Below are 24,731 nucleotides of genomic sequence, written 5' to 3' on the forward strand. Positions count from 1 at the left end.
GCATCCGGCACGCTCAGTTGCCCAGGTCGTCCCAGTACGGCGGCGAGCCAATCGCCTGCAGGAAGTAATCCCAGACCGCCCGGGTCTTCTGCGACCGCAGGCGGTTCTCGGGGGAAATCAGGTGAATGGGGCTGGGGATTTCTTCCACCGAGCCGCACCACTGGGGCAACAGCCTGACCAGTTCACCGCTGGTGAAATGCGCCTTGCTGAACAGCCAGGTGGGGAAAAACACCAGCCCCCTGCCCGCCAATGCCGCCTCCACCAGCACCTGCGCGTTGTTGCTGCGCAGCGGCCCGTTGACGTCGATGACCTGCGCCGCGCCCCCTGCGGACTTGCGCAAATGCCAGCGCTGCGCCCCGCTCGACCCCTTGTACACCAGGCACTGGTGATTGCGCAGATCCTCGGGAGTCTTCGGCTCGCCATACCGCTGCACGTAGGCGGGACTGGCGCACAGCACGAAATGCTGATCGCAGATCTTGCGCCCGATCAGCGCCGAATCCTGCAGATGCCCGACCCTGAAGGTAAGGTCGAATCCTTCCTGCACCGGGTCGATGTAGACGTCCGACACCGTCAGTTCCACGGTCAATTCCGGGTAGCGCTCGTACAGGCCGTCCAGCAGCTTGACGATGTGCAGATGCCCCAGCGCCACCGGCGCATTGATCCGCACCAGACCCCGAATCCCGCCGCCCTTGCCGGTGACTTGCTCGTCGGCAGCGTCCAGCAGGTCCAGCACTTCGCGGATTTGCAGGTAATAGCGCTCGCCCGCCTCGGTCAGCGTCACGGCGCGGGTGTTGCGGTACAGCAGTTGCTGCCCGACTTCACGTTCCAGCGCTGCGATGAAGCGCGAAACCGAAGACGCCGGCACCTGGAAGTGCCGCGCGGTGGCGGAGAAACTGCCGGTCACGGCCACCATGGCGAAGAAACGATGGGCTTTGAGGTGCATGCCGAGGCTCCCGTGCGATTGCTGAAATCGCAATGGTCTTTTGCGAATGCACTGCATTGTGGCTGTTTCAGCAAGCTTCTACCATCGCTGCATTCTTCATTACCACCTGCCATCGCGCAGCCGGAGCCCCTTTATGATCGACCTGTTCGCCCCCTATGACCTCAACGGCCTGACCCTGAACAACCGTTTCGTCATGGCACCGATGACCCGCTCGCGGGCGCCGCAAGACATCGCCACCGCGCAGATCGCGCTGCATTACACCCAGCGCGGCACCGCCGGGCTGATCGTCTCGGAAGGCACGCCGATCTCCCGCGAAGGCCAGGGCTATCTGTTCAACCCCGGCATTTTCACCCAGGAGCAGATCGCAGGCTGGAAACTGGTCACCGACTCGGTGCGCAGCGTCGGCGGACGCATGTTCGCCCAGCTGTGGCACGTGGGCCGCGTGTCCCACACCTCGATCCAGATCGACGGCAAGGCCCCGGTCAGCTCCACCGACAAACCGGCCCAGGGCGCCATCGCCTTCGGCTACACCGATGACGGCGAGCCCGGTTTCGTCGCGACCTCGACACCTCGTGCCCTGGCCACCGAAGAAGTCGGCCGCGTGGTCGAAGACTTCGCCCAGGCCGCGCAGAACGCCATCGACGCGGGCTTCGACGGCGTGGAAATCCACGGTGCCAACGGCTACCTGATCGAGCAGTTCCTCAACCCGCTGATCAACGATCGCAGCGACCGCTACTCGGCCCAGACCCTGGAAGGTCGCCTGCGCTTCGTGTTCGAAGTGGTCGACGCCGTCATCGCCCGGATCGGCGCTCATCGCGTCGGGATTCGCGTGTCGCCCTACGGCCAACTGTTCGACATGCCGATCTATCCGGAAATCGACGAAACCTACTCGGCGCTGTGCGCCGGCATGAGCCAGCGCGGCATTTCCTACGTGCACGTCATGGACCAGTCGCACTTCTTCCTCGCCCAGGAAGGCGCCGACGCCCAGGAACAGGCGCTGCGCACCCTGCTGCAACACTGCAAGGAACAACTGGGCGACACCGCGCTGATCCTCGCCGGCGACATGACCCTGGAACGCGCGCAGGACCTGGTGGACGCCGGCCTGATCGACCTCGCAGGTTTCGGCCAGCCCTTCATCGCCAACCCTGACCTGGTCGCCCGCCTGAAGAACGGCTGGCCCCTGACCACGCCGGATCGCGACACCTACTACGGCGGTGATGCCAAAGGGTATGTGGACTATCCGCCGTACGCGGCAGTCTGATCGAATAGATCACCGATCCGTAGCAGCACGGCTTGCCGGCGGGAGCGATCTTGACGACGCCCCCGCCGGCAAGCCGTGCTGCTACGGGGTTTCGGGAGGCTGGCAGACCGGATGACAACGCCCAGCGGCTGGATTACCCCCCATCACTCCCGGTACAGAAACTCCCTCGGCGACTCCCCCATCACCCGCCTGAACATCGCACTGAACGCACTCTGGCTGGCGTAGCCCAGATCCCGCGCAACCCTGCCCACCGCCTGTCCCTGTTCCAGCCGGTCGATGGCCGTGGCCAGCCTGACCTGTTGCACCCAGTGCCGGAACGTCAGCCCGGTTTCCTTGATGAACAGCCGAATCAGCGTGCGCGAACTGGCGCCGACCTTGTCCGCCCAGAACTCCACCGAATGCGGTTGTTCAGGGTGCTCCAGAATCGCCTTGCACACCGTCACCAGCCGCCGGTCCACGGGCCAGGGTATTTGCAGCGGCAGGCTTTGCGCCGAGGCGATCTCATGGAGGATCAAGGCGACGATGTGCGCGTTGCGCCCCTCCTGGGGGTATTCGATAGGCTGGTCGGCCAGCGCCAGGATCAGCTCGCGCAACATGACAGAGACTTCGACGATCTTGCAGCTGTCACCAAAGCCCTCGGCCAGATGCGGCTCGATGTACACCGAGCGCAGCTGCACGGGGCTGAGCATCAACTGGTCGTGGACGATCCCGGGCGGAATCCACAGCGCCCGCCGGGGCGGCAGGAACCACAGGCCGTCCTCGGTCACCGCGCGCATCATGCCGCTGGCGGCGTACAGGATCTGGCCGTGGCGGTGGTCATGGGGCGCGTTGTATTCGCCGGTCTGCTGATCGCGCACCAGCACGGTCATCGGCCGCGCTACGTCGCGATAATCCTGATAGTCGACGCTGCGCCCGGCATTGACGGCGTGGGTTGGGGTGGGTTTTTTCATGCTTGGGGCTCATCGGTCGCCAGCGGATATCTCGCCCGTCCTCGGGAATGCCGTCAAGCAGATCTGTCACTTTCTCGATAATATCTGGCATTCGTCGCATTCCAACCATCATTAGCATTTCCCTCATTCATCACTTGCACGAGGGTTTGCACATGAGCAAGTCACCCGGTTCACCCGCCACCCGGCATACGTTGGCAGCGGTCATTGGCCTGCTGGTCCTGTCCATCGCCTTGCGCCCGGCCATCGTGTCCATCGGGCCGATCCTGTTGCTAATCCAGCAGCACTTCGACCTGAGCTTCACCCAGGCGGCACTGCTCACATCGATTCCTGACCTGTGCATGGCCGTGTTCGCGCTCATGGCGCCCGACCTGGCGCGGCGCTTCGGTATCGACCGTTGCGTGGTGCTGGCGTTGGCCTTGCTCGGCTTGGCTACGGTATGTCGAGCATTGTCGCCGGGGCCATTTCTGCTGCTGGCCAGCACCTTTCTGGCGAGCGTCGGCATCGCCATTGCCGGGGCGCTGATCGGTGGCTGGATCAAGGCACACTTCCCTCACCGTGCATCACTGTTCATGGGCATCTATGCGGCGGGGCTCAGCCTTGGCGCCACGCTGGCGGCCGTCTTCACCGCACCGGTTTCGCAACTGGCGCAGGACTGGCGCGTGGGTGCCGGCATCTGGGCGGTTTTGTGCATCACCGCGATCATCAGCTGGCGGTGGATGGCCCGGCGCTTCGCCACGCGCACGGCGCCATCCAGACCCGCAACGCAGCGCGCACGCCTGCCGTGGGGCAATCGCCAGGCGTGGCTGGTGGCGTTCAACTTCGGTGCCGGGCAGTTCGTGGTGTACGCACTGTTCGCCTGGCTGGCGCCTGCATCGTCCGAGACCGGGGTGACCTCGCTGCCGTCGGGTGTGTTGCTGGGGATGTTCACGGCGGTGTTTGCGATTGCCAGTGTGGGCGCAGGGTTGATTCCGGGCCAGGCTCACGACCGTCGGGCGCTGGTGGGCCTGTCGACACTGCTGGCAGCGCTGGGCATCGCCGGGATGGCCTTTGCGCCGAACTGGGCACCAGCGCTTTACGTGGTGCTCGCGGCCATTGGCCTGGGGATGGGCTTCACCGTGGCCATGACCCTGCCGCTGGACAACGCCACCACCCCCGAGCAGGCGGGGGCCTGGACGGTGTTCATGTTGTTCGTTGGCTACCTGATAGCGGCGCTGGGCCCGATCTGTTTCGGGGTGTTGAGGGATGTCACTGGTGGGTATGGATTGGGGTATGAATTGTTGTTTGGGGTGCTGGTGGCGATGCTCGGCGTGACGCCGCTGCTCAGGCCTGAGCGGGAGGTGAAGCTGCAGGCTTCGGTGGCTTGAGGCAACACGGCATGCCGGGGGGAGCGGTCTTGCCATACCCGGAACCGTAGGAGCGCGCTTGCCCGCGAATGGCCGGTAAATTCGATGGAAAAGTGTCGGATGCACCAACGCCATCGCGGGCAAGCGCGCTCCTACAAGGTTGAGGTCATTCACGCGTAGCAGTCCGGCTTGCCGGCGGTGGCGATTTTGGGGGCGCCGACGCCGGCAAGCCGGACTGCTACGGGTCGGGGTTCAACCTAAGATCTTGATCTTGATCTTGATCTTGATCTTGATCTTGATCTTCATACGCGATGGCCCAGACACCGCCGAACGCGACGTTAAGGCGCCAGGCCGAGCGCAGGCGTCGTGGAGGGGGATGAGCGGCAGGAAGCCGCGAAAGCCGTGCGGGCCAGGGACGGCCCATCACGGCGTGCCCCCGGAACGGCGCCGGAGTCGAGGGAAGTCCGACGAAGGAGGACCCCAGCCAGGAGCAAATGGTTTGCCTACTTTCCCGAAAGAAAGTAGGTCGCCCGTAAGGGGCGAAACCCATAACCCCAACCACCGCGGAAACGGATATACACCCGACCTCAAAGTCCCCCAAGACGCAGAGCGTCAAACACTGCGTTACCACGCGGAGCGTGGGAACGATCAGGGCAAACGCAGGAGCGCGCTGCTGCGCCGCATCCCCACCTGATTTGTATCGCTGTGTATCGCCCCCCTCCCCCAATACGTTTCGTTGCTTTACCCCCCGTGCCACGACACATCCGGGATACGCGGGCGGCGTTAAATACATTCCATCGAGGCCACACACAGCGCCTCCCGGCAAACCCCATCACGACCTTGAGGATACACACATGAACACCAAACTGACCGTCGCCGCCTGCCTGTTCGCCGCTCTGAACATCTGCACCTTCGCCGCCCGCGCCGAAGCCGCCACCCAAGACACCACCACCTGCGGCCTGGTCACCAGCCACATCACCTACAAGGACAGCAGCGGCAAGACCCAGATGCTCGACTACCTGAAAGCCGTCGACAACTGCCACAACCAGAACGGCTGAACCCGCCCTGAAAAACCGCGCCCGATCCGACCTTCGGAACGGGCGCAAAAGCCTCAGCCTCCTGCCAGTTCCCGCGCCACATGCAAACGGTGCAAGGTGATCTTGCGCACCTCCTGCTTGCTGATCTCGATATGACTTCTGAGCAACTGCTGCGCCAGCTCGACACGGCGCTCAAGCAGTGCTTGAAGAATCTGCCCGTGCTCGACGTAGGTCGCCTCGATCCGCGGCCCCTGAGTGAAGTCCAGACGCCGGATGATGCGGATCTTCTCGGTGATTTCCAGGTGCATGCGCGCCATTTCCGCATTGCCCGCCGCCTCCACCAGCGCACAGTGAAAGCGCTCGTCCAGCGCCGACACCTGAGCGGCATCCTGCAAGCGTTCGCTCTCTGAGACCTGCCAGGTCTCTCGCAGGATTTCGATCTGCTCGTTGGCTTGCAGATCCATCTGTCCCAGCCGTGCCAGCGCTGCCGTTTCCAGCACGATGCGCACGTCATACAGCTCTTCGAAGTAATTGAAATCGAACGCCCTCACCTGCCAGCCGCTGCGAAAATGCACCAACAGGTAGCCTTCGCGTTCGAGCCGGTACAGCGCCTGACGCACCGGCGTGCGACTGGCCTGCACGCGCTCGGCCACCTCGCTCTCGCTGAAACGATCACCTGGCATCAGGCGAAACTCGAAGATGTCGTCCTTGAGTTGCCGATAGATCCCCTCAACCATGTTGTCGGGGCGATCCCTGGTTTTTTTCGCTGGAGCGATTTGCATGCTTGCTCTCGAATGATGAATTCCCTTACATGACCGGTCACCTCCATACCCCGTAGCAGCACGGCTTGCCGGCGGGAGCGGTCGACCTGTCGCAGTTGCGTCGCCTGACACACCGCCCCCGCCGGCAAGCCGTGCTGCTACGGAGAGGGGATCAGGCCGGATCAGGCTTTATTCAAACTCCCGATGTAAGCGCGCCAGCCGCCGAAGGCCGTGATGTCCTGCGCATCGGCGAGCGCCCAGGGCTCGCAGATAAAGCCCTTCACCGTGCGCCCGTCGATCAGGGTGAGATTGCCAATGCCCAACGGCGGGGGAATCTCGGCGACGAACTCACCGAAGCGCGCCAGCGGAATATCCCACAGCTCGACGATGATCGACTGCCCGCCCTGCGCCCTGGCCAGGCCCGGCTTGGGCGGCACGGTGCCCTGCAGTGCATAGAGGCGGTACTCGCGCTCGGTCAGGGTCTGTTCGACCAACACCGCATCACGGCCGGTGAGCTGAAAATTCAACGGCATGCCGGTCAGATGCGCGCCGACCACAGCCACACGCACGCTGCCTTTGGCCGCAGCGGCCACAGTCCTGCATGCCGGGAGCGCTCGCCCGGTGGCGCCCATCGTCAGGTTTTGTTGAGCCTGCCAGCGTTTGCCAAAGCTCGCCAGCGCCGTGTCGTGCCAGGCCGGGGCGATCAGGGTGATGCCGGCAGGCAGGCCATCGGCCCGCAGCCCGGCCGGCAAGGCAAGTGCCGAGAGGTCGGCCAGGTTAGTGAAGTTGGTGTAGAAGCCGAATTGCGAGTTGTACCGCACAGGCTCCTCGGCCATTTCAGCAAGGGTACGAATGGTGGCCGAGGTCGGCACCACCAGCGCATCGAAGCCCGCCAGTGCCTCGTTGATCTGGCGGCTCAAGCTGGCGCGCAGGTACTCCGCCTTGTAGGCATCGCAGGCGCTGTACCCCAGGCCGTTTTCGACGATGCCGCGCACCACCGGGTTGATCGCATCCGGGTTGCTCGCAAGCACCGGCTCAAGCGCCACCGTACGTTCGGCCACCCACGGGCCAAAGTACAACTGCTCGGCCAACGCCTTGAACGGCGCGAAGTCGATACGGCTGATCTCGGCGCCCATCTTGCTCAAGGTCAGCAGCGCCTGCTCGTACACCGCCTGATTCTGCGTGTCGCCGAAGAACTCGAGGCTGTCCGGCACCGCGAGCTTGAACCCTGCACTGAACGCGACCGGCGCACTGGCCGGGTTCTTGCGCGAATAGGCATCCTCGGCGTCATAGCCTTCGGCGATCCCGGCCACGCATTCGGCGTCCTCGACGGTCAGCGCGAACACCGAGATGCAATCGACGCTGCGACACGCCGGCACCAGCCCGGTATTGGGCAAACGGCCCTTGGTCGGCTTGAGCCCGACGATGTTGTTGAAGCCTGCCGGCACCCTGCCCGAGCCTGCCGTATCGGTGCCCAGCGAGAACGCTACCAGCCCGCGAGCGACCACCGACGCGGAGCCTGAACTGGAGCCGCCACTGACGTAATCCGGATTGAAACTGTTGGGCACCGCGCCATAAGGCGAGCGCGTGCCGACCAACCCTGTAGCGAACTGATCGAGGTTGGTCTTGCCCATGAGGATCGCACCGGCTGCGCGCAGTCGCGAGACGACCGTGGCATCGCGGCTGGCGGTGTAGGCAAACTCGGGGCAGGCGGCGGTGGTTGGCCAGTCGGCGGCGTCGATGTTGTCCTTGATCGCGAAGGGCACGCCGTACAGCGGCAACTGCGCCAGATCGCCTTGCGCAGCGTCCAGCCGCCGGGCCAGTTCAGCCAGTTGCGCATCGAGTTGCGCGGGGGTTACCAAAGCGATCCAGGCGTTGTCCTGTGCGGGGTAGGCCTTGCGCAGATCCCGCAACGCATCAGGCGTCAGGCCGTCCTTGCGATAGGCGTCAAGCCATTCATTCACGGTCCAGCCGAACTGCGGGTGTTGGTCGTTTTGCATGGTGGATTCCATCTTGTATCCAAGTTTGAATCCTGCAAAAGCAAAAGCCGGGCCACGGGAATTCAGGCGTTATTTTTCAAGGGTTTCAACGCAGCTCCGAGATGAAATGCAGACTGCAATGCCCGCTGATGGCGCACCGACGCGTGGTTTTGGTGCCCAATGCCAACTCGGGACCTATGGGAGCGAATTCATTCGCGGGAGGCCGGTACTGCCGATAGATCTATGTCGCTTGAAATATCTTTCGCGAATAAATTCGCTCTCACAGAGGTATGTGCCGGACTACCTTCCCAGCCCCCGCACCACCTCGGGCGTCACATAATGCGGGCCGTCGAACAGGTACAGGGGATAGCCGCGATACGCTGCGATCTGTGGCTTGAGTTCATCGACCGTGGCCGGGCGAAAGCCGCCGCCGACTTGTGGGCGGAAGGCTTCGACGATGATCTTCACCCGCTGCTTGCCCAGCTTCTTGCGCAGGGCGTCGGCGTAGGTTCTGGCCACAGGCGCGGTGCGGGCATACACACCGACGCCGTCCTGGAAGAACACGCCGATGTCGTCGGGCAGCCAGGTCTTGAGCCAGTCCGCCGTGGCTTCGGGGCCGATGTTGGCGCCGTCGTAGACGCTGATCCACAGCGGCCTGGGCAAGCGGGCGAGCAGCGCGGGCAGCTCTTTGGCGCGGGTCCAGCTGGGGTCGACCTCGGCCGGGAAATACCAGCCGGTGACGTTTAGCGGCGTCTTGACCTTGGCCATGCGCTCGGACAGCGTGGCCAGCTCTTCGATGTTGTCCCGCGAGCGGTTTTCACTGAAAAACCCCGCCAGCCCGACGATCACATCCTGCGCCCAGGGCTCTTTGGCAATGCGCGCCCAGTCCGGCAACTTCGGCACCTCGGGCAGGCCGGAGCCGGCCACGAATGACTGGCCGTCCACCGCCGTCCACTGCACCAGCAATTGGTGGGCGCCAAGAGTGTCCCACTCGCCCTGAATGTCCACGGTGGCGTTGTCCGGCTGCCAGACGATGCCGGCGATGTCGGGGCGCATGCCCTGCCCCAACTCGTACAGCGCATCGATTGCCAACCCCAGCGCGCCGATCAACAGCGCGGCGAGGGAAGTCTTCAGCAGCCGTGACATCACAGATCCGTCCAAGCCATCACCACGAGTAGGTCATGCGGGCGAACACGCCCTGGGCGCTGTCGTCGCCGAAAATCTTCTCGCGGTACTGCACGGAGAAGTCGATGTAGGACTGCGGCGCCTTGTGTTTGGTTTCGCGGAACCAGTAGCGCACGCCGATCCCGACACCGGCGCCGCCGGCGCTGTCCGATGAGGTGTGGTTGCGCCCCAGGGCATCCACCTGACTGTGCATTTTCGAGTCGTAGTTGGCCGCCGCCACCACGTGGGGAAAGATCACCAGCCTTGGGCTGATGCTGTCCAGGCGAATGCTGCGGCCCAGTTGCCACTCGCTGTTGAAGTAGTTGCGTTTGTCGCGCAGGTAACGCCCGCCTTCGGCGTAGAGCTGCGAGGTCCACCAGCTCTTCTTGTCCACCCGCAGGTCGGTGCCGATGCTCGAACCGTAGCCCAGGCGCACCAGCCAGTCGCCGCTGACGTTGCTGCCCGCCAACGGAAAGGTGCGCTCGAACGCGGCCATGACGTTGTATTCGGTGAATGGCTTGATGCGGATCCCGACCGCGCCCTGCAAGGCGTCCAGGCCTTTGTCGTTGCCACTTTCCTTGTTCCACAGGGTATCGGTGACGCGCCCGTACAACTCGACGAAACGCGCGTTGCGATAGCCTTCGGGGCGCCAGAACACCTCGGTGCTGTTCTGCAAGCTGTCATTGCTGCTGCTCGGCGCGCCGCTCAAACCGTTGCTGGTACTGGCGCCGCGGTAGGTCGTGGTGTTGGTCACGCCCCACACCCGGGACAGGTCCGAGACGGCGCGGCGGGTGTCGAACACCTGCTGATCGGGCATCTGCAAGTCACCGGTCTGCTGATAATCCAGCACCCGTTTGAAATACGAGATGGCCTGCACGTCGTCCGGCGCGCGCATGGCGCTGTAGGCGGCGTCCTGTGTCTCTTTGGGAGTCAGCCCTGTGCTGCGATCGATACGCTTGAACTCCGCCAGCGCACCTTTATCGTCGCCGGCCTGGCTGAGGAAATAGGCGATCTGCACCTCATCGCCGGGCTTGAGCTGGCCCTTGGCGCGGGCCTGTTGCATGCGTGCCAGAGCTTCCTTGGGCTGGCCGAGCGCCGCGTAGAGCGACGCCTGATCGCGCAATGGCAGCGTACCAACCGCCAGTGCCTGGCTGAAGTCCTGCTGGGCGCCGCTCTTGTCGCCCAAGCGCATGCGCATCTGGCCGCGTTGAGCCAGCAGGGTCGCGTCGTTGCCCTTGAGCGCCAGGGCCTCGGTGGCCGCCGAACGGGCCGCCGAGTATTGCTCCTGGGCGATCAAGGCGCTGACCAGCAGGCGGCGGTAAGCGATTTCCTGAGGGTACTGGCGCACCACGTCGCGGGCGTAGCTGACGGCAGCATCGTTGTCGCCACGGGCCAGGGACGCATAACCGGCGGCGGCGATGTTGACCGCCCTCTGCTCGTGAACCGCCTGCAGACGGCGGCTCAGTTGCGGCGTCTCACCCAGCACCGCAACGGCGTCGCTGATCGCCTGCTCCGCCTCATCCAGATGCTGCTGACGCTGCAGCGCCTCGATCAGCATCATGCGGTAATCGGGGTTCTTGGGCGATTCGGCGATGGCCCTGCGGGCGTACTCCTCGGCGCGGTCGTAGTCGCCGTTGGCGTAGGCGCGCAGGGAGCGGTCGCCATTCTGGAAACCCTTTTTGTTGCCGGGGTAGCGCTCAGGGTGATCGCGCCGATCCTTGTCGCGCTCGGCCAGCTGGATCAGCTTGCGCAAGCGATCCACGTCGCTGCGCTGACGCAGGGCTTCCTCGGCCTTGGCAATCGCCAGGTCGTAGTCCTTGTCGTTGTAGGCGGCGTAGGCCTGGTTGGCGATCTCGTAGGCCGGGCCGGTCAGGGCCAGCGGCAGGATCTGCGGTTGCGTGGTCGAGTTGAACTGGGCCTGGCACAACGCAGGCAGGACGCTCAGGCTCAGAAAAATCGGAAGTCTCATGAGGGCTGCTCCGTGGGTGCGTCAGGTGAAGAATGGCGGTGTTGCCGGGCCACGGCCTGCTCGATCGTCTCGCGCGACAGCACGCCGATGTCCACCAGGTAGTCGCCGATGCGGCCGTGCATGTGCGGGCGGTAGCCGAGCATGGCGCGGTTGAAGGTCGGGCGATCCAGCAGGCCCTGATCGATCAGCAGCTCGCCCAGCAGTGGCGTCGCGGCCGGTAGCGGCTGGCCGGCGACTGCGTCGAGCTTGCGCAACTGCTCGACGATCTCGCTTTCACGGGCGATCAACTGCACCGGTTCCACGCCCAGCTGTTCGCTGATCTGCTGCAGGCCGTCTTCGGACAAGGGGCTGGCGACCGCGATTTCCGGGCGCCCGTCGATGTCCAGCGCCAGCGGCACCACGCGCCAGCGCAGGCAGAATTCATCAGCCAGCGACGACTGCGGCGACACCTTGGCGGCGATGTCGAACACCCGCGGCAAATCGTTCTGGAAGGCGATGGCCTCGGCCAGGGTTTCGTCGTCGAGCCAGCCACGGCTGAGCAGGATGCGCCCCAGGGGCATCTGCCGGGTCTGTTGTTCGTCCAGCGCGCTTTGCAGCTTCTCGTCGTTGATCGCCTGCCACGACAGCAGCACGCTGCCCAGCTTGCGCGGAGCACGGGCGACCAGGTCGGTGGAGGGGAAATCGTGCATGGTCTTGTCCCAGACCAGCTTGCGATTGAGCACCTTGCCCACCAGGAACAGCCGCCACGCCCTGGCCGCAGCCATGAAGTTGACGAAGTTGCCGATCACCATGCGCGGCATCGACAACAGCCCATGCTGCCAGCCGTAGATGATGGTGGTGAAGTACCAACGGTGCGCCATGCGCCAGAGCAAGGCGACGCCATTGGCCGCCAGCAGGAAACCCACCAGGCCGTTGGTGTCGAACGGTGTCGGGAAGCTGGTGTTCCACAGCCCGCTGGCGCGCAGCACGATCAGCGCCAGCAACTGCGCCAGGATCAGGTAGGCGATGATGCTGACGAACGAGGTGACAATCCCCTTGCGGTCCCGAAACAGCAGGTAACGATTGGCCAGGGAGCCGTTCCAGCCCATCTGCTCCCAGCCTTGCAGGCCGATGCCAAGGGTCCAGCGGGCCTTCTGGCGGAACGCGGTGCGGAAGGTGTCAGGGAAGAATTCGCGCACGCACAGCGGCATTTCCAGGATCGATTCGTAGGGCTCGCGGAACCAGGATTTGCGCAGCACCCGGTACTGCACCGGGAAGCGCACGAAGATCGCGCTCATGCCGTAGCGGGCCAGCCTGGCACCGACGTCGTAGTCCTCGGTGAGGCTGTCGGTGTTAAACGGCTGGTTACTGGTTTCGTCGGCCAGCACCTGCAACGCCCGGCGCGAAAAACAGGTGCCGACGCCCGCCGAGGGCACGCTGTCGGTCATGCTCTCGCGCACCACCAGGTCCTTGCCGTGCCATTCGGCGAACTCGTCCATGTAGGTACCCGCGACCCACTCGTACCAGTTGCGCTCCAGCGACACCACCGGCAACTGGATCATGTCCTTGCGCGGCAGCAGGTAGTTGAACAGGCGCATTTCCAGCGGGTGCAGCACGTCTTCGCTGTCGTGCAACACCACTCCTGCGAAGTGCACGCCGTGAGTCTGCTCGTAGAGGAAGATCGCCTGGATCACCCAGTTCAGGCAGTCCGCCTTGCAGGTCGGCCCGGCGTGGGGCACTTCCACGCGATGCAGCTGTTTGTAGCGGCGGCGCATGCGCTCGACTTCATCGATGGTGCGCTGATCGTTGACGTAGGTGCCGACGAAGACCACGTAGTTCTGGTAGTCCAGGGTCGAGACCATGTTCTCGATCATCGGCGCGATGACGTCGTATTCCAGCCACGCCGGCACCATGATCGCCAGCGGCTGTTCGTCGCGGGCAATCAGTTGCTCGGCGGTCAACGGGCGGTAGCGCCGTTCGGCGGTGAACTTGCGATAGATGCGCCGGGCCCAGTACCACAGGTCAATGAACAGGTCATCCAGGCTCGACACCAGGATGATGGCCGCGACCACGATGGTCGCGACCTCAAGGGCGCTGTAGTAATGGGCCAGCCAGTACGGCCAATAAAGCGAGGTCATCGCGGCTCCCGTTACTGACGGTTGCGACGGGCGCGACGGCCGGCCAGCAACAACACGAGGAAACCGATCACGGCTGCGGGAATTAGCCACAGCGCCGAGGGCTTGCGCCACGCATCCAGGCCCTTGGGCTCATCGTCATCGATCATCTGGCTGCCGGTGGGGTCTTTCGCGTCGAAGGTGGTCAGCGGGCCGTTGTCCCCTAGTACCGTGACATTGCCGCGCTCCAGCAACACCGGCCGTGCGAAGTTCGGCGCCTGCCCGCCCAGGGTGCGGTAGACCATGCCGTGCTGGCTGCCGGACTCGACCACCTGCAGCGCCGCCAGGTGATTGAGCGACTTGAGGTCCAGCAACGTCTGCTCCTTGTGATGGATCAGCAGATGGCCCTGGGCATCGACCTGCAGCGATTCGTCGCTGCCCTTGATCGGCACTTCGAAGGCCAGAAATGACGTGTCCGGCGACAGCGCGGTGCTAGCGTCGTCGCTGACCTTGAGGTCGGCGCGCAACGGCGACACACCGCTGGCGCTGGCGACGCGAATCAACTGTGGCAGGCTGCCCGCCGGACGCTCCAGATAGCTTTGGGGAATCAGCACCTGGGCGCCCGTGGCAAAGCGTGCGGCCATGCCCGAAAAGTCGCCGTCCAGCGCGCTCTTTTCCAGAGTCACATGGCTGCTCGGCAACACCGCCACCGGGAACGCCTGAGGGGTTTCGCGGCACAGGTCACTGACCGGCTGACGCTGGAACGACACGCGCAAGGTGTTCTGCGCCGCCAGTGCGTAGCGCGGAATGCGGGCTTCGATGCGCTCTTTCTGGCCATTGGCATCGAGCTGCATGGCGCCGATGAGGTAATCGTTGAGGAACAGGCTGGCAATCGGCGGCGTACCGGATGCACCGGGCGCTGCGGAAACGTCCACCGCAGCGTGGGTCGGAATGCGCCCGTCGTAGGCCACGCTGCCCAGGGGGAAGCTTGCGCTCCAGTCGGTCTTGGCCAGCACGTCGACGCTGCCCGGCTTGCCACCCAGACGGCTCAACGCCACGCGGCCGTCATCGCTGAGCGGCATGTTGGCTTCTTCGCCCACAGTCAGCTGGCGCGTGCGGGCGAGTTTGTTCCAGGCCGCAGTGAACAGGCCGATGGCCTTGCCCGCCGAGTCCTGATTGATCATCAGCAGCGGGTGCGCGCCCAGCATCGCCAGGCGCACGTTGTCGCTGCCCGTCGCGGCGAGCGCGCCGTTGACGTGGCGTTCACGCCATTGATTGAACGCATTGCCCGCCGCCGCATCGAGCCCTTGTACCTGGGCCTGCAAGGCATCCAGCGACTCGTTGACCGCCTTGAGCAGTTGCGGATCGCTGACTGCAAGGTCGGCATTGAAGGCGGGAGTCTGGCCGAGCATCAGCAGTGCGCCGATCTGCGCCGCATCGTCGATAGTGTGCAGGCCCTTGCCGTCGAGGCTGGCGAAGGCCGGAATCTGTTTGAGCTCGGCCGGGATGCTCACGCCGGTGAGGTCGATGCTGTCCTTGACCTGCGGGAACTGCACGATGCGCGCTTGCTTGCCGATGCGCTCCAGCGCCACGCCCAGGCGCCAGGCTGCGTCGTAGCTGGCCGTGGACAGCTTGCCTGGCGCCAGCAGAATCCCCGGTTTGCCCGGCAGCGCATTCCACGCAGCACCCACATCCTGCAACTGGCTGGCGTCGAAGCTGTAGCTCAGGCGCGTATCCGGTGCGATGCGCAGCACGTTGCCGATGGCGCGTTCGTCTTCGCATTGAATGCGGGAAATTATCGACGACCAGGCAATCCCCAACCGCACCGAACCGCTGTCGCGAGGCGCCTTGTCGACGCCCAGCGTGGCGCTGGCATCGCCCTCGCCTTCGTTCAGCCCCAGTGCCCGCACGGGGTAGCCGTCCAGCGACAGCAGCAGCGTGTTGCGACCGGATTCGCCATTGAGGTAACTGGCGTCGAAGTGCAGCGTGGCATCGGTCAGCGGCACGTCCGCCGGCACCGGCAGGTACAGTTCGCGGCGCGCGTCGGTGGCGTTGAGGATGATCGGGCGGTCGATGCCCAAGTCCTTCAATTCGATGACCCGCTGCTGACGGGTGTCGGCGTTCAGGCGACTGATCGCCTGGCTCAACGGGCTCTCGGCGGCAAAGGCTGGAGCGACGGCCAGCAGGCTCATGCCGCAGGCGAGGACGTGCAACGCCCCCGTGGGAACGGTTACGGAAGACTTCATTCAGGCAGATCTCGGTCAAAGCAAATGTGGCGTGGGAGAGCGGCAATCGCAGGCATCGGTCGGCATGACCAACCGGCCTCTTCGCGGATGAATCCGCTCCCACAAGATGTCCGGCAGGGCCTGCGACCGAAGTGACGGGCCCGGCGTTCGCAGCCGCCGCTAATGCAGGCGGGAGACCGAACGCAGTGGCGCGGCCGGGCGTTGCGCCTCGGTCGGTGCGGGTCGCCTTGCCGGCGGCTCCACGACGAACTCGTCCACCGGCCGGCCCATCAGCGCATCGACGATGCGTGAACAGGCCTTGCCATCGCCGTAAGGATTGGCGGCCTGAGAGATCCGGCGCCACAACGCATCGTCGTCGAACAGCTCGCACACCCCGCGCACGATGGTGTCGGGATCGGTCCCCACCAGGCGCACGGTGCCTGCGGTCACGGCCTCGGGACGTTCGGTGACGTCGCGCATCACCAGCACCGGTTTGCCCAGGGACGGCGCTTCTTCCTGCACGCCACCGGAGTCCGTGAGGATCACATGGGCCAGTTGCATCAGGCGCACGAACGACAGGTAGTCCAGCGGCTTGATCAGGTGCACGTTGGGCAGATCGCCGAGGTGCTCGGTGACCGGCCCCAACACGTTGGGATTGAGGTGGACCGGGTAGACGATCTGCACGTCATCGCGGCGGGCCAGGGTGCGCAGCGCCTTGCAGATGTCGAGGAAGCCTTCGCCAAAGTTCTCCCGACGATGCCCCGTCACCAGCAGCACCTTGCGACCGGGCACCAGGAAGTTGAACTGGCGATCCAGCGCCACGCGCAACTGGCGATTGCGGTCGATGCGTTCGGCGGTCATTTGCAGCGCGTCGATCACCGTGTTGCCGGTGACGAACGACTTGCCCTGCAAGCGCTCACCCAGCACGTTGCGCCGCGACGCTTCGGTGGGCGTGAACAGGTGATCGGAGATCAGGTCGATGTTGCGCCGGTTCATCTCCTCCGGCCACGGCTGGTGGATATCGCCCGTGCGCAGGCCGGCTTCGATGTGTGCCACGGGAATGCGCCGATGAAACGCCGACATCGCCGCGACCAGTGCCGAGGTGGTGTCGCCGTGCACCAGCACCTTGTCCGGCTGCACCTGTTCGAGCACCGGATCGATGGCGGCGTACAGCGCAGCGGTCAGGGTGTTGAGCGTCTGCCCGGGGGTCATGACGTCGAGGGTGTAATCGGCCTTGAGTTCGAACATGTCCAGCACCTGCTGGAGCATGGTCTGGTGTTGCCCGGTGATGCAGATGTGTGAGTCGATTCCGGGTTCCGCAGCCAGCGCCTTGACCAGTGGAGCCATCTTGATGGCTTCCGGACGCGTACCGAAAATCGACAGGACTTTGAGTCTTGGATGAGCTCGAGCCATTTACAGTTCTCCCGCGCATTTGCATGCGCCGCACGGCAGCGTACTTGTACCGGAAGGGCTCAAGTCGCTCGAAAGTTGGTGTAATGGTCGGACGGCTGTAATCGCAGAGTTGATTCGATCTTCACTTCAGTGTGACGACAGGACATTCCTTAGTGCCCGAAACAGGAAGGATTATTAGCAGATAAACATCACATTGCAAAAGATTTTATAACCATTTTAACAACTAATGTCATTTCTAAACTTTTGCCGAAAATGAAGGTCAATCTAAAGTTTTACTGGGGAAAAGCCCCGTTGCAGAGCCTTCCAGATACGTGACGAAGTGTGCACCAGTTGACACTCAAGTGTAAAGCGTGGAACTTTCAACTGGTGCCACTGTCATCCCGCGCCCAGCGGGCTGCTCATCAAAAGTTGCGACGACAACAACAGGAAATTGACGTCATGGATCCAACTTTAGTCCTGATTATATTGCGCTGCACGCGCTATCGGATATTTATGACAGACGGAATCTCACGTGGGCTAACTTGCCGCACCACCAGAAGTGATACGGCATCGGGATGCAGTTAGTTTCCCGTGAACGATAGCGCCAATACCCGGTTACGCCCGCCTTCGGCCAGCAGATAGTGACCGGGGCCTGTCGGCAACAACGCCTGTGGCGCACGCAGGTTTGAAAGAACGGCCTGCAACTTGCCGCTGTTGTCCAGCAGCCACAGGCGCGCCTGGTGGGTCTGGTCCTCGACGATCCACAGCCCGCGCTCGTCGCATAGCAGGAAGGTCGGCTCCTTCAGGCCATCCAGATACACGGGGTCAGTCTTGTCCTCGCTCAACTGGCGCACCACGCCCTGCTCCTTGACCGTGTAGAGCATCTTGTTGCCCGGGCAGATCTCGATGGACTCGGACTCGCTCAGGTTGTCCCTGAGCACCTCAAGGGCCTGGGTCCTGGCGTCGTAACGCATCAGCCGGCCATCGCCCTTGCGGTCCTCGATGGCGTACAGCAGCGGCCCGTCGGCCTTGAGGCCCTGGCCGTCATTGGCCATGAACAGCGTGGTCACCTTGCCATCCTTGAGCAGCGACACCGGGGCATCGCCGGTCTCCTGGCTGAAGGCAATACCGCCCATGAACGCCGTCAGGCCGTCAGGCTTGGTCAGGCCATCGAGCACCAGCGAGCGCTGGCCATCCGGAGCGATACGGCGCATCGCGCCCTGCTTCTTGCGCAACTCCTCGGTCACCAGAAGGTTGCCCTGCTCATCGATGGCCAGGCCTGCGGCCTTCGGCACATCGTCATGGGCCACCCTATAGTCCCAGCCGGTGGCGGCGCTGACCGGCGCGAAATGCTGCCAGGCAAAAAAACCGCCGGTGGCCAACAGCAGCAGCGACACCGCAGCCACCCCTCTGACCACCCCTTGAACAGCACCACGCTTTGCACCCGTCACACTCGTCATCGAAACTCACACACTCCAGTTCATGGATGACCGCCCGCATCGATCCGATGCCGCTCAACGGTCAGGGAAAAACCTCACACTCAGGTCCAGGTTTTCGGGTTCGTTGATCGCCGTCATGTATTGCTCGACGGTGATTTCTCCTACACAGGCACGCGCGCCGGGTTGCGGCACATAACCTTTGGACATTTTGCTGGCCAGTGCCACGGCGGCGCAGCTGGGAATCTCCGGGCCCTTGTCGCGGGTTGCCGTCAGTTGCGCGGTCATGCGCAGCGGCTGACCATCGGTGCCGATGCCCGTGACGTCGATGTACATCGCGCTCTTGCGATCACTGAAACGCTCGAAATACGTGCCCAGCCGATGCAGGCGTGCCGCCCAGCGCGAGCGATCCTTGATCAGCCCGGCACCAGCGGCCCTGGCGAACAGGTAGTTGGCCAGGCCGCCGAGCTTGAGCCCCGAGCCTGCCTTGAACGACAGGTTCTGCGCGCCGTAGCGCCCGACGAAAATGTCCATGTCCGGCGCATCGACGTTGGCCAACAGGCGGGTGCCCAGGCCGGGCATCCTGCGCAGGGTCAGGTCCTGCCAGCCGGGCACGTAGTGCGGCTGGCCGTTCCTGAACTGGCGGATCGGCTTGCCTGCATAGGCCAGCACGCCCTGCACGGTAGAGAGCCCCGGCATTTTCGCCGAGGAAGAAATGCCGTGCTCGATGGTGTCGATGCGCTGAAAACGCTGGCGGTTTTCGTCGATGATGGCAGCAGACAACGAAGGCACCGAACTGCAACCGCTGAGAACCGCAATACCTGCCTCGCGAGCGCGGCGATCGAGCACGCTGATACCGGAGACAAATTCACGGCAGTCCGAGAGGTCGCAGTAATGCACCCCGGCTTCAATGCAATTGAGCGCCACCGAATACGGCTGCCCCTGGAACGGCCCCCCGGTGTGAATCACCAGATCGATGCCCAGCGTCCGCAACGCCGAGGGCAGCTGCGGCCCCATGGCATCCCCGCACCATCCCTCGCAGTCGCTGCCAGACAGTGCCTGCAACGCCTGGACCTTGCTGCGCAGCTTACTGTCATCACGGCCGGCCACCACCAGGTGCACACTGGGCATGACGGCCAGATGTCGGCAAATGATGCTGCCGAAATTGCCGTAGCCACCCACCACCATCACCCTGAATACCATCGAGCGCTTCCCTGAAATCCGGTCTTCTGTTCACTGCAAGCCCGGGAGCTTCTTTGATATCGGGTGATGGCGCAAGCCCGGTGCAGACCTCAAGCCAGATACTTGTTGAACCACTCCAGCGTCCTGTCCCAGGCCAGGCGGGCGGCTGCGTCGTCATAGCGCGGGGTGGAGTCGTTGTGAAAGCCGTGGTTCACGCCGGGGTAGACGTAGGCCTGATAGGTCTTGCCCGCTGCCTTGAGCGCCTGCTCGTAAGCCGGCCAGCCGTCGGTGATGGGTTTGTCGAGTTCGGCGTAGTGCAGCAGCAGCGGCGCCTTGATCCGGGCGACATCTTCGGCCTTCGGCTGGCGCCCGTAGAACGGCACCGCCGCGGCCAGCTCCGGGTAGGCCACGGCCGCCGCGTTGGACACCCCGCCGCCATAGCAGAAGCCGGTGATGCCGACCTTGCCGGTGGAGGCGTTGTGCGCCATCAGCCATTCGATGCCGGCGAAGAAATCGTTCATCAGCTTTTCCGGATCGACCTGCTGTTGCAGCTCGCGACCCTTCTCATCGTTGCCGGGGTAGCCGCCCACCGAAGACAATCCGTCCGGCGCCAGCGCCACGAAGCCGGCCTTGGCCAGGCGCCGGGCGACGTCTTCGATATAGGGATTCAAGCCACGGTTCTCATGCACCACCAGCACCGCCGGCGCCTTGCCGCTCGCCTTGGCCGGACGCACCAGATAGCCGCGCACCTGGCCGTGGCCCTTTGGCGAGGGGTAGGAAATGTACTCGGCGAGGATGTCCGGGTCGGTGAACTCGACCTGCTCGGCCAGGGCGTAGTTGGGGCTCAGCGAAGCGAGGATCGCCGTGGCAGTCAGGCCGCCCAGGGTGAACAGCGCGGCACGGTCGAGGAATTCCCGGCGGTTGATCTTGCCGTGGACGTAGTAATCGTAGAGTTCGAGCAGCTCAGGGGAGAAATCCTTGGCGGTGAGACGGGTCATCGGTGCACTTCCTCATCGATTGTCGACAGGCGGCGTCAGCAAACGATCAGGTTCGCAGGCGCAGCAACGAACAATCATTAAAGCAGTGATTTGTGACCTTGACCGTGCTCTTTACAACGGAGGGGGATTATCCAGGTAGTCGTCCAATGTCCGATGCGACCGTGAGTGGCAATGTAACGACCCACTTCCCTGTATAAATACGCCATAGCTAACGCCGTGTGATTTCACACAAGCGCTACTTCACAACTGCGGCGCACATCCATTAAAACTGACAACTAAACTGCCAGTCCGCTTATATATCCGTCTCTATCCATGGACGAAATACGCCCACCTGACAGGGTAGTGAGCAATTTGTTTGCCAACTCCATAACCCACCCATGATTCAAGACCAACGTCATAAAAATCATGTAGTTACTATCACTAGCCAAACACCGACAACCCCCAAATCAGGGCAAAACCGTCCCCAACATTCGGGGACAAGCCCTAAATAGCACCGGTCTTGGATCCGCATTTAACACGCCATGAAGCGAACACTTACCGGCCATCACTTTATTCAAAAATATTTCTAAATGTATCTTCCATTTTTTTATGGCAGCGCTACAGTCACCCTCAGCAGCCCTCTGTCCTCAAAGACAGTACTTGCACCGTGCCGAACAACTAATCGTCGACGTGACATTCACGCTGACCGCCGTTTCTTTGCGCCCGGTTTTTACAAGAACAACAACGACAGTTGTCATCCATCACTCATCGAGAGTGCCCAGATCATGAATTACCCGATTAGCTTTCGATCTTTGCGTCTGAACGGCGGCCTCATTGCCGGATTGCTGATTACACCTGCTGTCTTCGCGGCGGCGCCGGTGGCGGTGGTCGATCCGGGCCCGGCGGCGGACATCCCTACCCTGCAATCGATGCGCGGGCTCACCCCGCCCGACCCGTCCGGCACCGAGGGCGGGCGCAAGGTCGACCTGATGGGCGACTTCGTGCTCAACCGCGATGCCGCCATTCGCCTGGGCAAGGCGATGTTCTGGGACCAGGATTTCGGCAGCGACGGCTACACCGCCTGCGCCTCCTGCCACTACCACGCGGGGGTCGATCACCGCATCACCAACCAGCTCAACCCAGGCGCGGCCCATACCAATCCCAACGTCGCCTCGCTGTTCAACAAGCCGTTCATTGCGCCGAACATTCCAGGTGACGTGCCCTCCTACACCACACTTTCCGGTGGCAAGGGCGGGCCGAACTACACCATGAAGAAAACCGACTTCCCGACCCACGTGCTGGCCGATCCGCTGGATCGCAACTCGGCAATCCTCTACTCGACCGACGATGTGATGGGCTCGGCAGGCGTGTTCGAGGCCAGCTACGTAAGGCCGCGTCAGCCGCGTTTCGACCGCTGCACCCAACAGATGGACCCGCTGTACACCGTGAACAAGGTCAGCGTGCGCCGCACTACTGGGCGCAATGCTCCGAGCGTGATCAATGCCGCCTTCAACGTGCGCAACTTCTGGGACGGCCGGGCGAACAACGTGTTCAACGGCTTCTCGCCGTTCGGCAACCGCGACCCGGACGCCGGCATCTACGTGACCACCGAACGCAACCCCGTCGCCACCAAGGTTCGCCTGGCCCTCAACGACGCCTCGGCAGCCTCGCAAGCCGTGGGCCCTCCCGGCAACGGCGTGGAAATGTCCTGCGGCGGACGCAACTTCGCCGACATCGGCCGGCGCATGCTCGACTCCCTGGTCCTCAGCCACCAGCGCATCGCCACCAACGACTCGATGCTGTCGTCAATGGCAGTGCGTCGTCCGACCTACCGCGACATGATCAAGGCCGCGTTCCATCCACGGCTGTGGAATGCCACCCAACCGGTGTCCCTGGGCGGCGTGGATTATCCGCAGATCGAAGCCAACTTCTCGCTGTTCTTTGGCCTGGCGATCCAGATGTACGAAGCCACGCTGGTGTCTGACCAGACGCCGCTCGATGCCTATCTGGCCGGCAACACCCAGGCCATGGACGCTCAGCAGATCGAAGGCATGAACCTGTTCACCGGCAAGGGCAAATGCGTGGCCTGCCATGCCGGCCCCGAGCTGACCAACGCCGCCACCCGCCTGCGCCTGGAGCCACGTGAGCGCATCGAACGGATGGTGATGGCCGACAACCTCATCACCCTGTACGACAACGGTTTCTACAACACCGGCGTGCGCCCGACCGAAGAAGACCTGGCCGTGGGTGGCAGCGATCCGTGGGGCAACCCGCTGTCTTTCACCCGGCAGTACAACAGCATCCTGCAGGGCCAGAACGTGCCGGATCCGTTCGACGTGGACGTGTGCAAGTTCGAGGCGCCGCTGAGCCCGGCCATTCCGTGCGACGCCACGCTCAAGCCCAACGTCAACTTCCGCGATTCGGTGGACGGCGCGTTCAAGACCCCGACCCTGCGTAACATCGCGCTGACCGGCCCGTACTTCCATAACGGCAGCCGTTCCACGCTCAAGCAGGTGGTGGAGTTCTACAACCGTGGCGGCGACCGTCGCGGCCAGGACGCCAACAACACCACAGGCTTCGACCATCCGAGCGTGAACCAGCACAACATGTCCAATCTGGACCCGGACATGACCAACCTCGAACTGACCCCGAGCGAGATCGATGCGCTGGTGCGGTTCATGGAAGTAGGCTTGACCGACCCGCGCGTGGCCTGGGAACAGGCGCCGTTCGACCACCCTTCGCTGACCATCGCCCAGGGTGAAGTCGGCGATGAAAACAGCGTGGTCACCCGGCCGGTGGATGCCCAGTCCAGTACACCACGGGCCAAGGATCAGGAAATCATGCTCAACGCCGTGGGCGCCACCGGACGTCGCCCAACCGATGGCCCGTTGATGCCGTTCGTCAACGATCTGCGGTAGATGTTCCAAGCCGACCGCGAGCACTTCGCGGTCATTGATGCCCTTCGGGCCTGGTCGCGGGCAAGCGCGCTCCTACATCTTTTGCAACGTGCCAGAATGCGGCACGTTTCAACAAATGTAGGAGCGCGCTTGCCCGCGACAGGCCTGAAAAGCATCCATGTAGCCATCTAAAGCCAGAGCCAACCTACAACGCCTCCAACCCCCACAACACCTCCAGCACATGCCGCGTCGAGCGCTCTACTTCCCCCGCACGATGGGCGATCCCCAGCTCCCGCCACAACGGCGGCTGCAGCGCTCGCATCAGGATCCGGCTGTCGGGCAGCGGCGTGGACGCTTCGTGGGGCAGTAACGTGGCGCCGTACCCCGCCGCCACCAGGCTTTTGATCGCGTCGTTGTAATTGAGCTGGATGCGCGGCGTCGGCTGTGGCCCTTCGGTGGCGAACCACTCCGCCACCTGGCGGGACAACCGCGTGGTGCTGTCGTTGAGAATCAGCGGCTGCCCCGCGAGCCAGGTCGGGGTGACCGGATCGGGGCATCCCCGGCGGGCCGGCACGAACGCCATGATCGGGTCGCGGCGCCAGGTCTGGATCTGCAAGCCCTTGACCGGTGCCTGGGGCAAGGCGATCACGCCGATGTCCAGGCTGCCGTCGGCCAGTTTCTGCAGGGTCTGCTGGGAGGTCAGTACAGCGACCTGCACGTCGATCCCTGCGTGTTGCTGCTCCAGGGTTTCCAGTGCCTGGGGAATCAGTTGGGCAATGACACCTGTCGACGCACCCAGCCGCACCCTGCCCGCGAGCCCCTGAACCTGGCGTTCGACATCCTCCAGCGCCTGTTCGGCATCGGCCAGCAGTCGCCGGGCGCGTTCGATGAGCGTCTCGCCGATGGCCGACGGCTGCACCCGCCCGCGGCTTCGCGACAACAGGCTGCCACCCACCCGCGCCTCAAGGTCAGCGATGTGCAGGCTGACCGTCGGCGGCGCCAGGTTCAGCACACGCGCCGCTTCGGCGAACGAGCCATGGTCGGCAATCGCCACCAGCGTGCGCAAACGGTCCAGGCTGATCTCTCGCATGGGCATCCTCAAGATTCAGAAAATCTGAACCT

At 63.6% G+C, this 24,731-nt stretch carries 17 protein-coding genes; 4 read left to right on the plus strand and 13 right to left on the minus strand.

What is annotated here, in order from left to right; translation table 11 throughout:
• Window positions 1-13: 13 nt before the first annotated feature.
• Window positions 14-943 (minus strand): LysR family transcriptional regulator, encoded by a 930-nt coding sequence (locus ACIPO9_RS00335; RefSeq protein WP_400609989.1) that lies wholly within the window; start codon window positions 941-943, stop codon window positions 14-16.
• Window positions 944-1,076: 133 nt separating this feature from the next.
• On the opposite strand from ACIPO9_RS00335, the gene ACIPO9_RS00340 reads away from it, so the two are divergent.
• Window positions 1,077-2,204 (plus strand): alkene reductase, encoded by a 1,128-nt coding sequence (locus ACIPO9_RS00340; RefSeq protein ID WP_274130233.1) that lies wholly within the window; start codon window positions 1,077-1,079, stop codon window positions 2,202-2,204.
• Between the two features lie 143 nt (window positions 2,205-2,347).
• Here ACIPO9_RS00340 and ACIPO9_RS00345 read toward each other — a convergent pair whose 3' ends face one another.
• The gene (locus tag ACIPO9_RS00345) at window positions 2,348-3,154 is read right to left on the minus strand and encodes a helix-turn-helix domain-containing protein (protein ID WP_400778091.1); all 807 of its coding nucleotides are present in this window, start codon (window positions 3,152-3,154) and stop codon (window positions 2,348-2,350) included.
• A gap of 152 nt (window positions 3,155-3,306) precedes the next feature.
• Between ACIPO9_RS00345 and ACIPO9_RS00350 the strand changes: the two genes are divergently transcribed.
• Complete coding sequence (locus ACIPO9_RS00350; RefSeq protein WP_400778093.1) at window positions 3,307-4,518, plus strand: CynX/NimT family MFS transporter; 1,212 nt, start codon at window positions 3,307-3,309, stop codon at window positions 4,516-4,518.
• 833 nt (window positions 4,519-5,351) lie between these two features.
• The gene (locus tag ACIPO9_RS00355) at window positions 5,352-5,555 is read left to right on the plus strand and encodes a DUF2790 domain-containing protein (RefSeq protein WP_274130239.1); all 204 of its coding nucleotides are present in this window, start codon (window positions 5,352-5,354) and stop codon (window positions 5,553-5,555) included.
• 53 nt (window positions 5,556-5,608) lie between these two features.
• Here the strand turns inward: ACIPO9_RS00355 and ACIPO9_RS00360 are convergent, their stop codons facing one another.
• The 10 genes from ACIPO9_RS00360 to yghX form a co-directional block, all read right to left on the minus strand.
• Window positions 5,609-6,316, minus strand: coding sequence for a GntR family transcriptional regulator (locus tag ACIPO9_RS00360; protein ID WP_400778096.1), 708 nt, complete (start codon window positions 6,314-6,316; stop codon window positions 5,609-5,611).
• 161 nt (window positions 6,317-6,477) lie between these two features.
• Window positions 6,478-8,295: an allophanate hydrolase gene (gene atzF, locus ACIPO9_RS00365; RefSeq protein WP_400778099.1), complete on the minus strand. Its 1,818-nt coding sequence runs from the start codon at window positions 8,293-8,295 to the stop codon at window positions 6,478-6,480.
• Between the two features lie 279 nt (window positions 8,296-8,574).
• On the minus strand, window positions 8,575-9,420 hold the full coding sequence (locus ACIPO9_RS00370; protein WP_400778102.1) for a hypothetical protein: 846 nt from the start codon (window positions 9,418-9,420) through the stop codon (window positions 8,575-8,577).
• Between the two features lie 19 nt (window positions 9,421-9,439).
• Window positions 9,440-11,407, minus strand: coding sequence for a tetratricopeptide repeat protein (locus tag ACIPO9_RS00375; RefSeq protein ID WP_400778103.1), 1,968 nt, complete (start codon window positions 11,405-11,407; stop codon window positions 9,440-9,442).
• Window positions 11,404-13,524 (minus strand): glycosyl transferase family protein, encoded by a 2,121-nt coding sequence (locus tag ACIPO9_RS00380; protein ID WP_400778105.1) that lies wholly within the window; start codon window positions 13,522-13,524, stop codon window positions 11,404-11,406. Before ACIPO9_RS00380 ends, ACIPO9_RS00375 begins: the two co-directional genes overlap by 4 nt.
• Before the next feature lie 11 nt (window positions 13,525-13,535).
• Window positions 13,536-15,746: a cellulose biosynthesis cyclic di-GMP-binding regulatory protein BcsB gene (locus tag ACIPO9_RS00385; RefSeq protein ID WP_400778106.1), complete on the minus strand. Its 2,211-nt coding sequence runs from the start codon at window positions 15,744-15,746 to the stop codon at window positions 13,536-13,538.
• 159 nt (window positions 15,747-15,905) lie between these two features.
• On the minus strand, window positions 15,906-17,138 hold the full coding sequence (gene wecB / locus ACIPO9_RS00390) for a non-hydrolyzing UDP-N-acetylglucosamine 2-epimerase (protein WP_400778108.1): 1,233 nt from the start codon (window positions 17,136-17,138) through the stop codon (window positions 15,906-15,908).
• A 560-nt stretch (window positions 17,139-17,698) separates the two neighbouring features.
• The gene (locus ACIPO9_RS00395; RefSeq protein WP_400778111.1) at window positions 17,699-18,577 is read right to left on the minus strand and encodes a hypothetical protein; all 879 of its coding nucleotides are present in this window, start codon (window positions 18,575-18,577) and stop codon (window positions 17,699-17,701) included.
• A gap of 54 nt (window positions 18,578-18,631) precedes the next feature.
• Complete coding sequence (locus ACIPO9_RS00400) at window positions 18,632-19,756, minus strand: saccharopine dehydrogenase family protein (protein WP_400778113.1); 1,125 nt, start codon at window positions 19,754-19,756, stop codon at window positions 18,632-18,634.
• A gap of 89 nt (window positions 19,757-19,845) precedes the next feature.
• On the minus strand, window positions 19,846-20,733 hold the full coding sequence (gene yghX / locus ACIPO9_RS00405; protein WP_400778116.1) for a YghX family hydrolase: 888 nt from the start codon (window positions 20,731-20,733) through the stop codon (window positions 19,846-19,848).
• A 764-nt stretch (window positions 20,734-21,497) separates the two neighbouring features.
• On the opposite strand from yghX, the gene ACIPO9_RS00410 reads away from it, so the two are divergent.
• A complete protein-coding gene (locus ACIPO9_RS00410; RefSeq protein ID WP_400778118.1) occupies window positions 21,498-23,630 on the plus strand; it encodes a cytochrome-c peroxidase in 2,133 nt (710 codons plus the stop codon).
• Between the two features lie 184 nt (window positions 23,631-23,814).
• On the opposite strand, the gene ACIPO9_RS00415 is transcribed toward ACIPO9_RS00410, so the two are convergent.
• Window positions 23,815-24,699, minus strand: a complete 885-nt coding sequence (locus ACIPO9_RS00415; RefSeq protein ID WP_400778121.1) for a LysR family transcriptional regulator — start codon at window positions 24,697-24,699, stop codon at window positions 23,815-23,817.
• Window positions 24,700-24,731 lie beyond the last annotated feature (32 nt).

It is taken from the genome of Pseudomonas sp. NPDC090203 (assembly GCF_044746765.1).
GTDB lineage: Bacteria > Pseudomonadota > Gammaproteobacteria > Pseudomonadales > Pseudomonadaceae > Aquipseudomonas > Aquipseudomonas putida_AD.

Bases quoted from the DNA above. Each gene is read 5' to 3' on its own strand.
- ACIPO9_RS00335 (WP_400609989.1), bottom strand. From the start codon at position 943: ATGCACCTCAAAGCCCATCGTTTCTTCGCCATGGTGGCCGTGACCGGC.
- ACIPO9_RS00340 (WP_274130233.1), top strand. From the start codon at position 1,077: ATGATCGACCTGTTCGCCCCCTATGACCTCAACGGCCTGACCCTGAAC.
- ACIPO9_RS00345 (WP_400778091.1), bottom strand. From the start codon at position 3,154: ATGAAAAAACCCACCCCAACCCACGCCGTCAATGCCGGGCGCAGCGTC.
- ACIPO9_RS00350 (WP_400778093.1), top strand. From the start codon at position 3,307: ATGAGCAAGTCACCCGGTTCACCCGCCACCCGGCATACGTTGGCAGCG.
- ACIPO9_RS00355 (WP_274130239.1), top strand. From the start codon at position 5,352: ATGAACACCAAACTGACCGTCGCCGCCTGCCTGTTCGCCGCTCTGAAC.
- ACIPO9_RS00360 (WP_400778096.1), bottom strand. From the start codon at position 6,316: ATGCAAATCGCTCCAGCGAAAAAAACCAGGGATCGCCCCGACAACATG.
- atzF (WP_400778099.1), bottom strand. From the start codon at position 8,295: ATGCAAAACGACCAACACCCGCAGTTCGGCTGGACCGTGAATGAATGG.
- ACIPO9_RS00370 (WP_400778102.1), bottom strand. From the start codon at position 9,420: ATGTCACGGCTGCTGAAGACTTCCCTCGCCGCGCTGTTGATCGGCGCG.
- ACIPO9_RS00375 (WP_400778103.1), bottom strand. From the start codon at position 11,407: ATGAGACTTCCGATTTTTCTGAGCCTGAGCGTCCTGCCTGCGTTGTGC.
- ACIPO9_RS00380 (WP_400778105.1), bottom strand. From the start codon at position 13,524: ATGACCTCGCTTTATTGGCCGTACTGGCTGGCCCATTACTACAGCGCC.
- ACIPO9_RS00385 (WP_400778106.1), bottom strand. From the start codon at position 15,746: ATGAAGTCTTCCGTAACCGTTCCCACGGGGGCGTTGCACGTCCTCGCC.
- wecB (WP_400778108.1), bottom strand. From the start codon at position 17,138: ATGGCTCGAGCTCATCCAAGACTCAAAGTCCTGTCGATTTTCGGTACG.
- ACIPO9_RS00395 (WP_400778111.1), bottom strand. From the start codon at position 18,577: ATGACGAGTGTGACGGGTGCAAAGCGTGGTGCTGTTCAAGGGGTGGTC.
- ACIPO9_RS00400 (WP_400778113.1), bottom strand. From the start codon at position 19,756: ATGGTATTCAGGGTGATGGTGGTGGGTGGCTACGGCAATTTCGGCAGC.
- yghX (WP_400778116.1), bottom strand. From the start codon at position 20,733: ATGACCCGTCTCACCGCCAAGGATTTCTCCCCTGAGCTGCTCGAACTC.
- ACIPO9_RS00410 (WP_400778118.1), top strand. From the start codon at position 21,498: ATGAATTACCCGATTAGCTTTCGATCTTTGCGTCTGAACGGCGGCCTC.
- ACIPO9_RS00415 (WP_400778121.1), bottom strand. From the start codon at position 24,699: ATGCGAGAGATCAGCCTGGACCGTTTGCGCACGCTGGTGGCGATTGCC.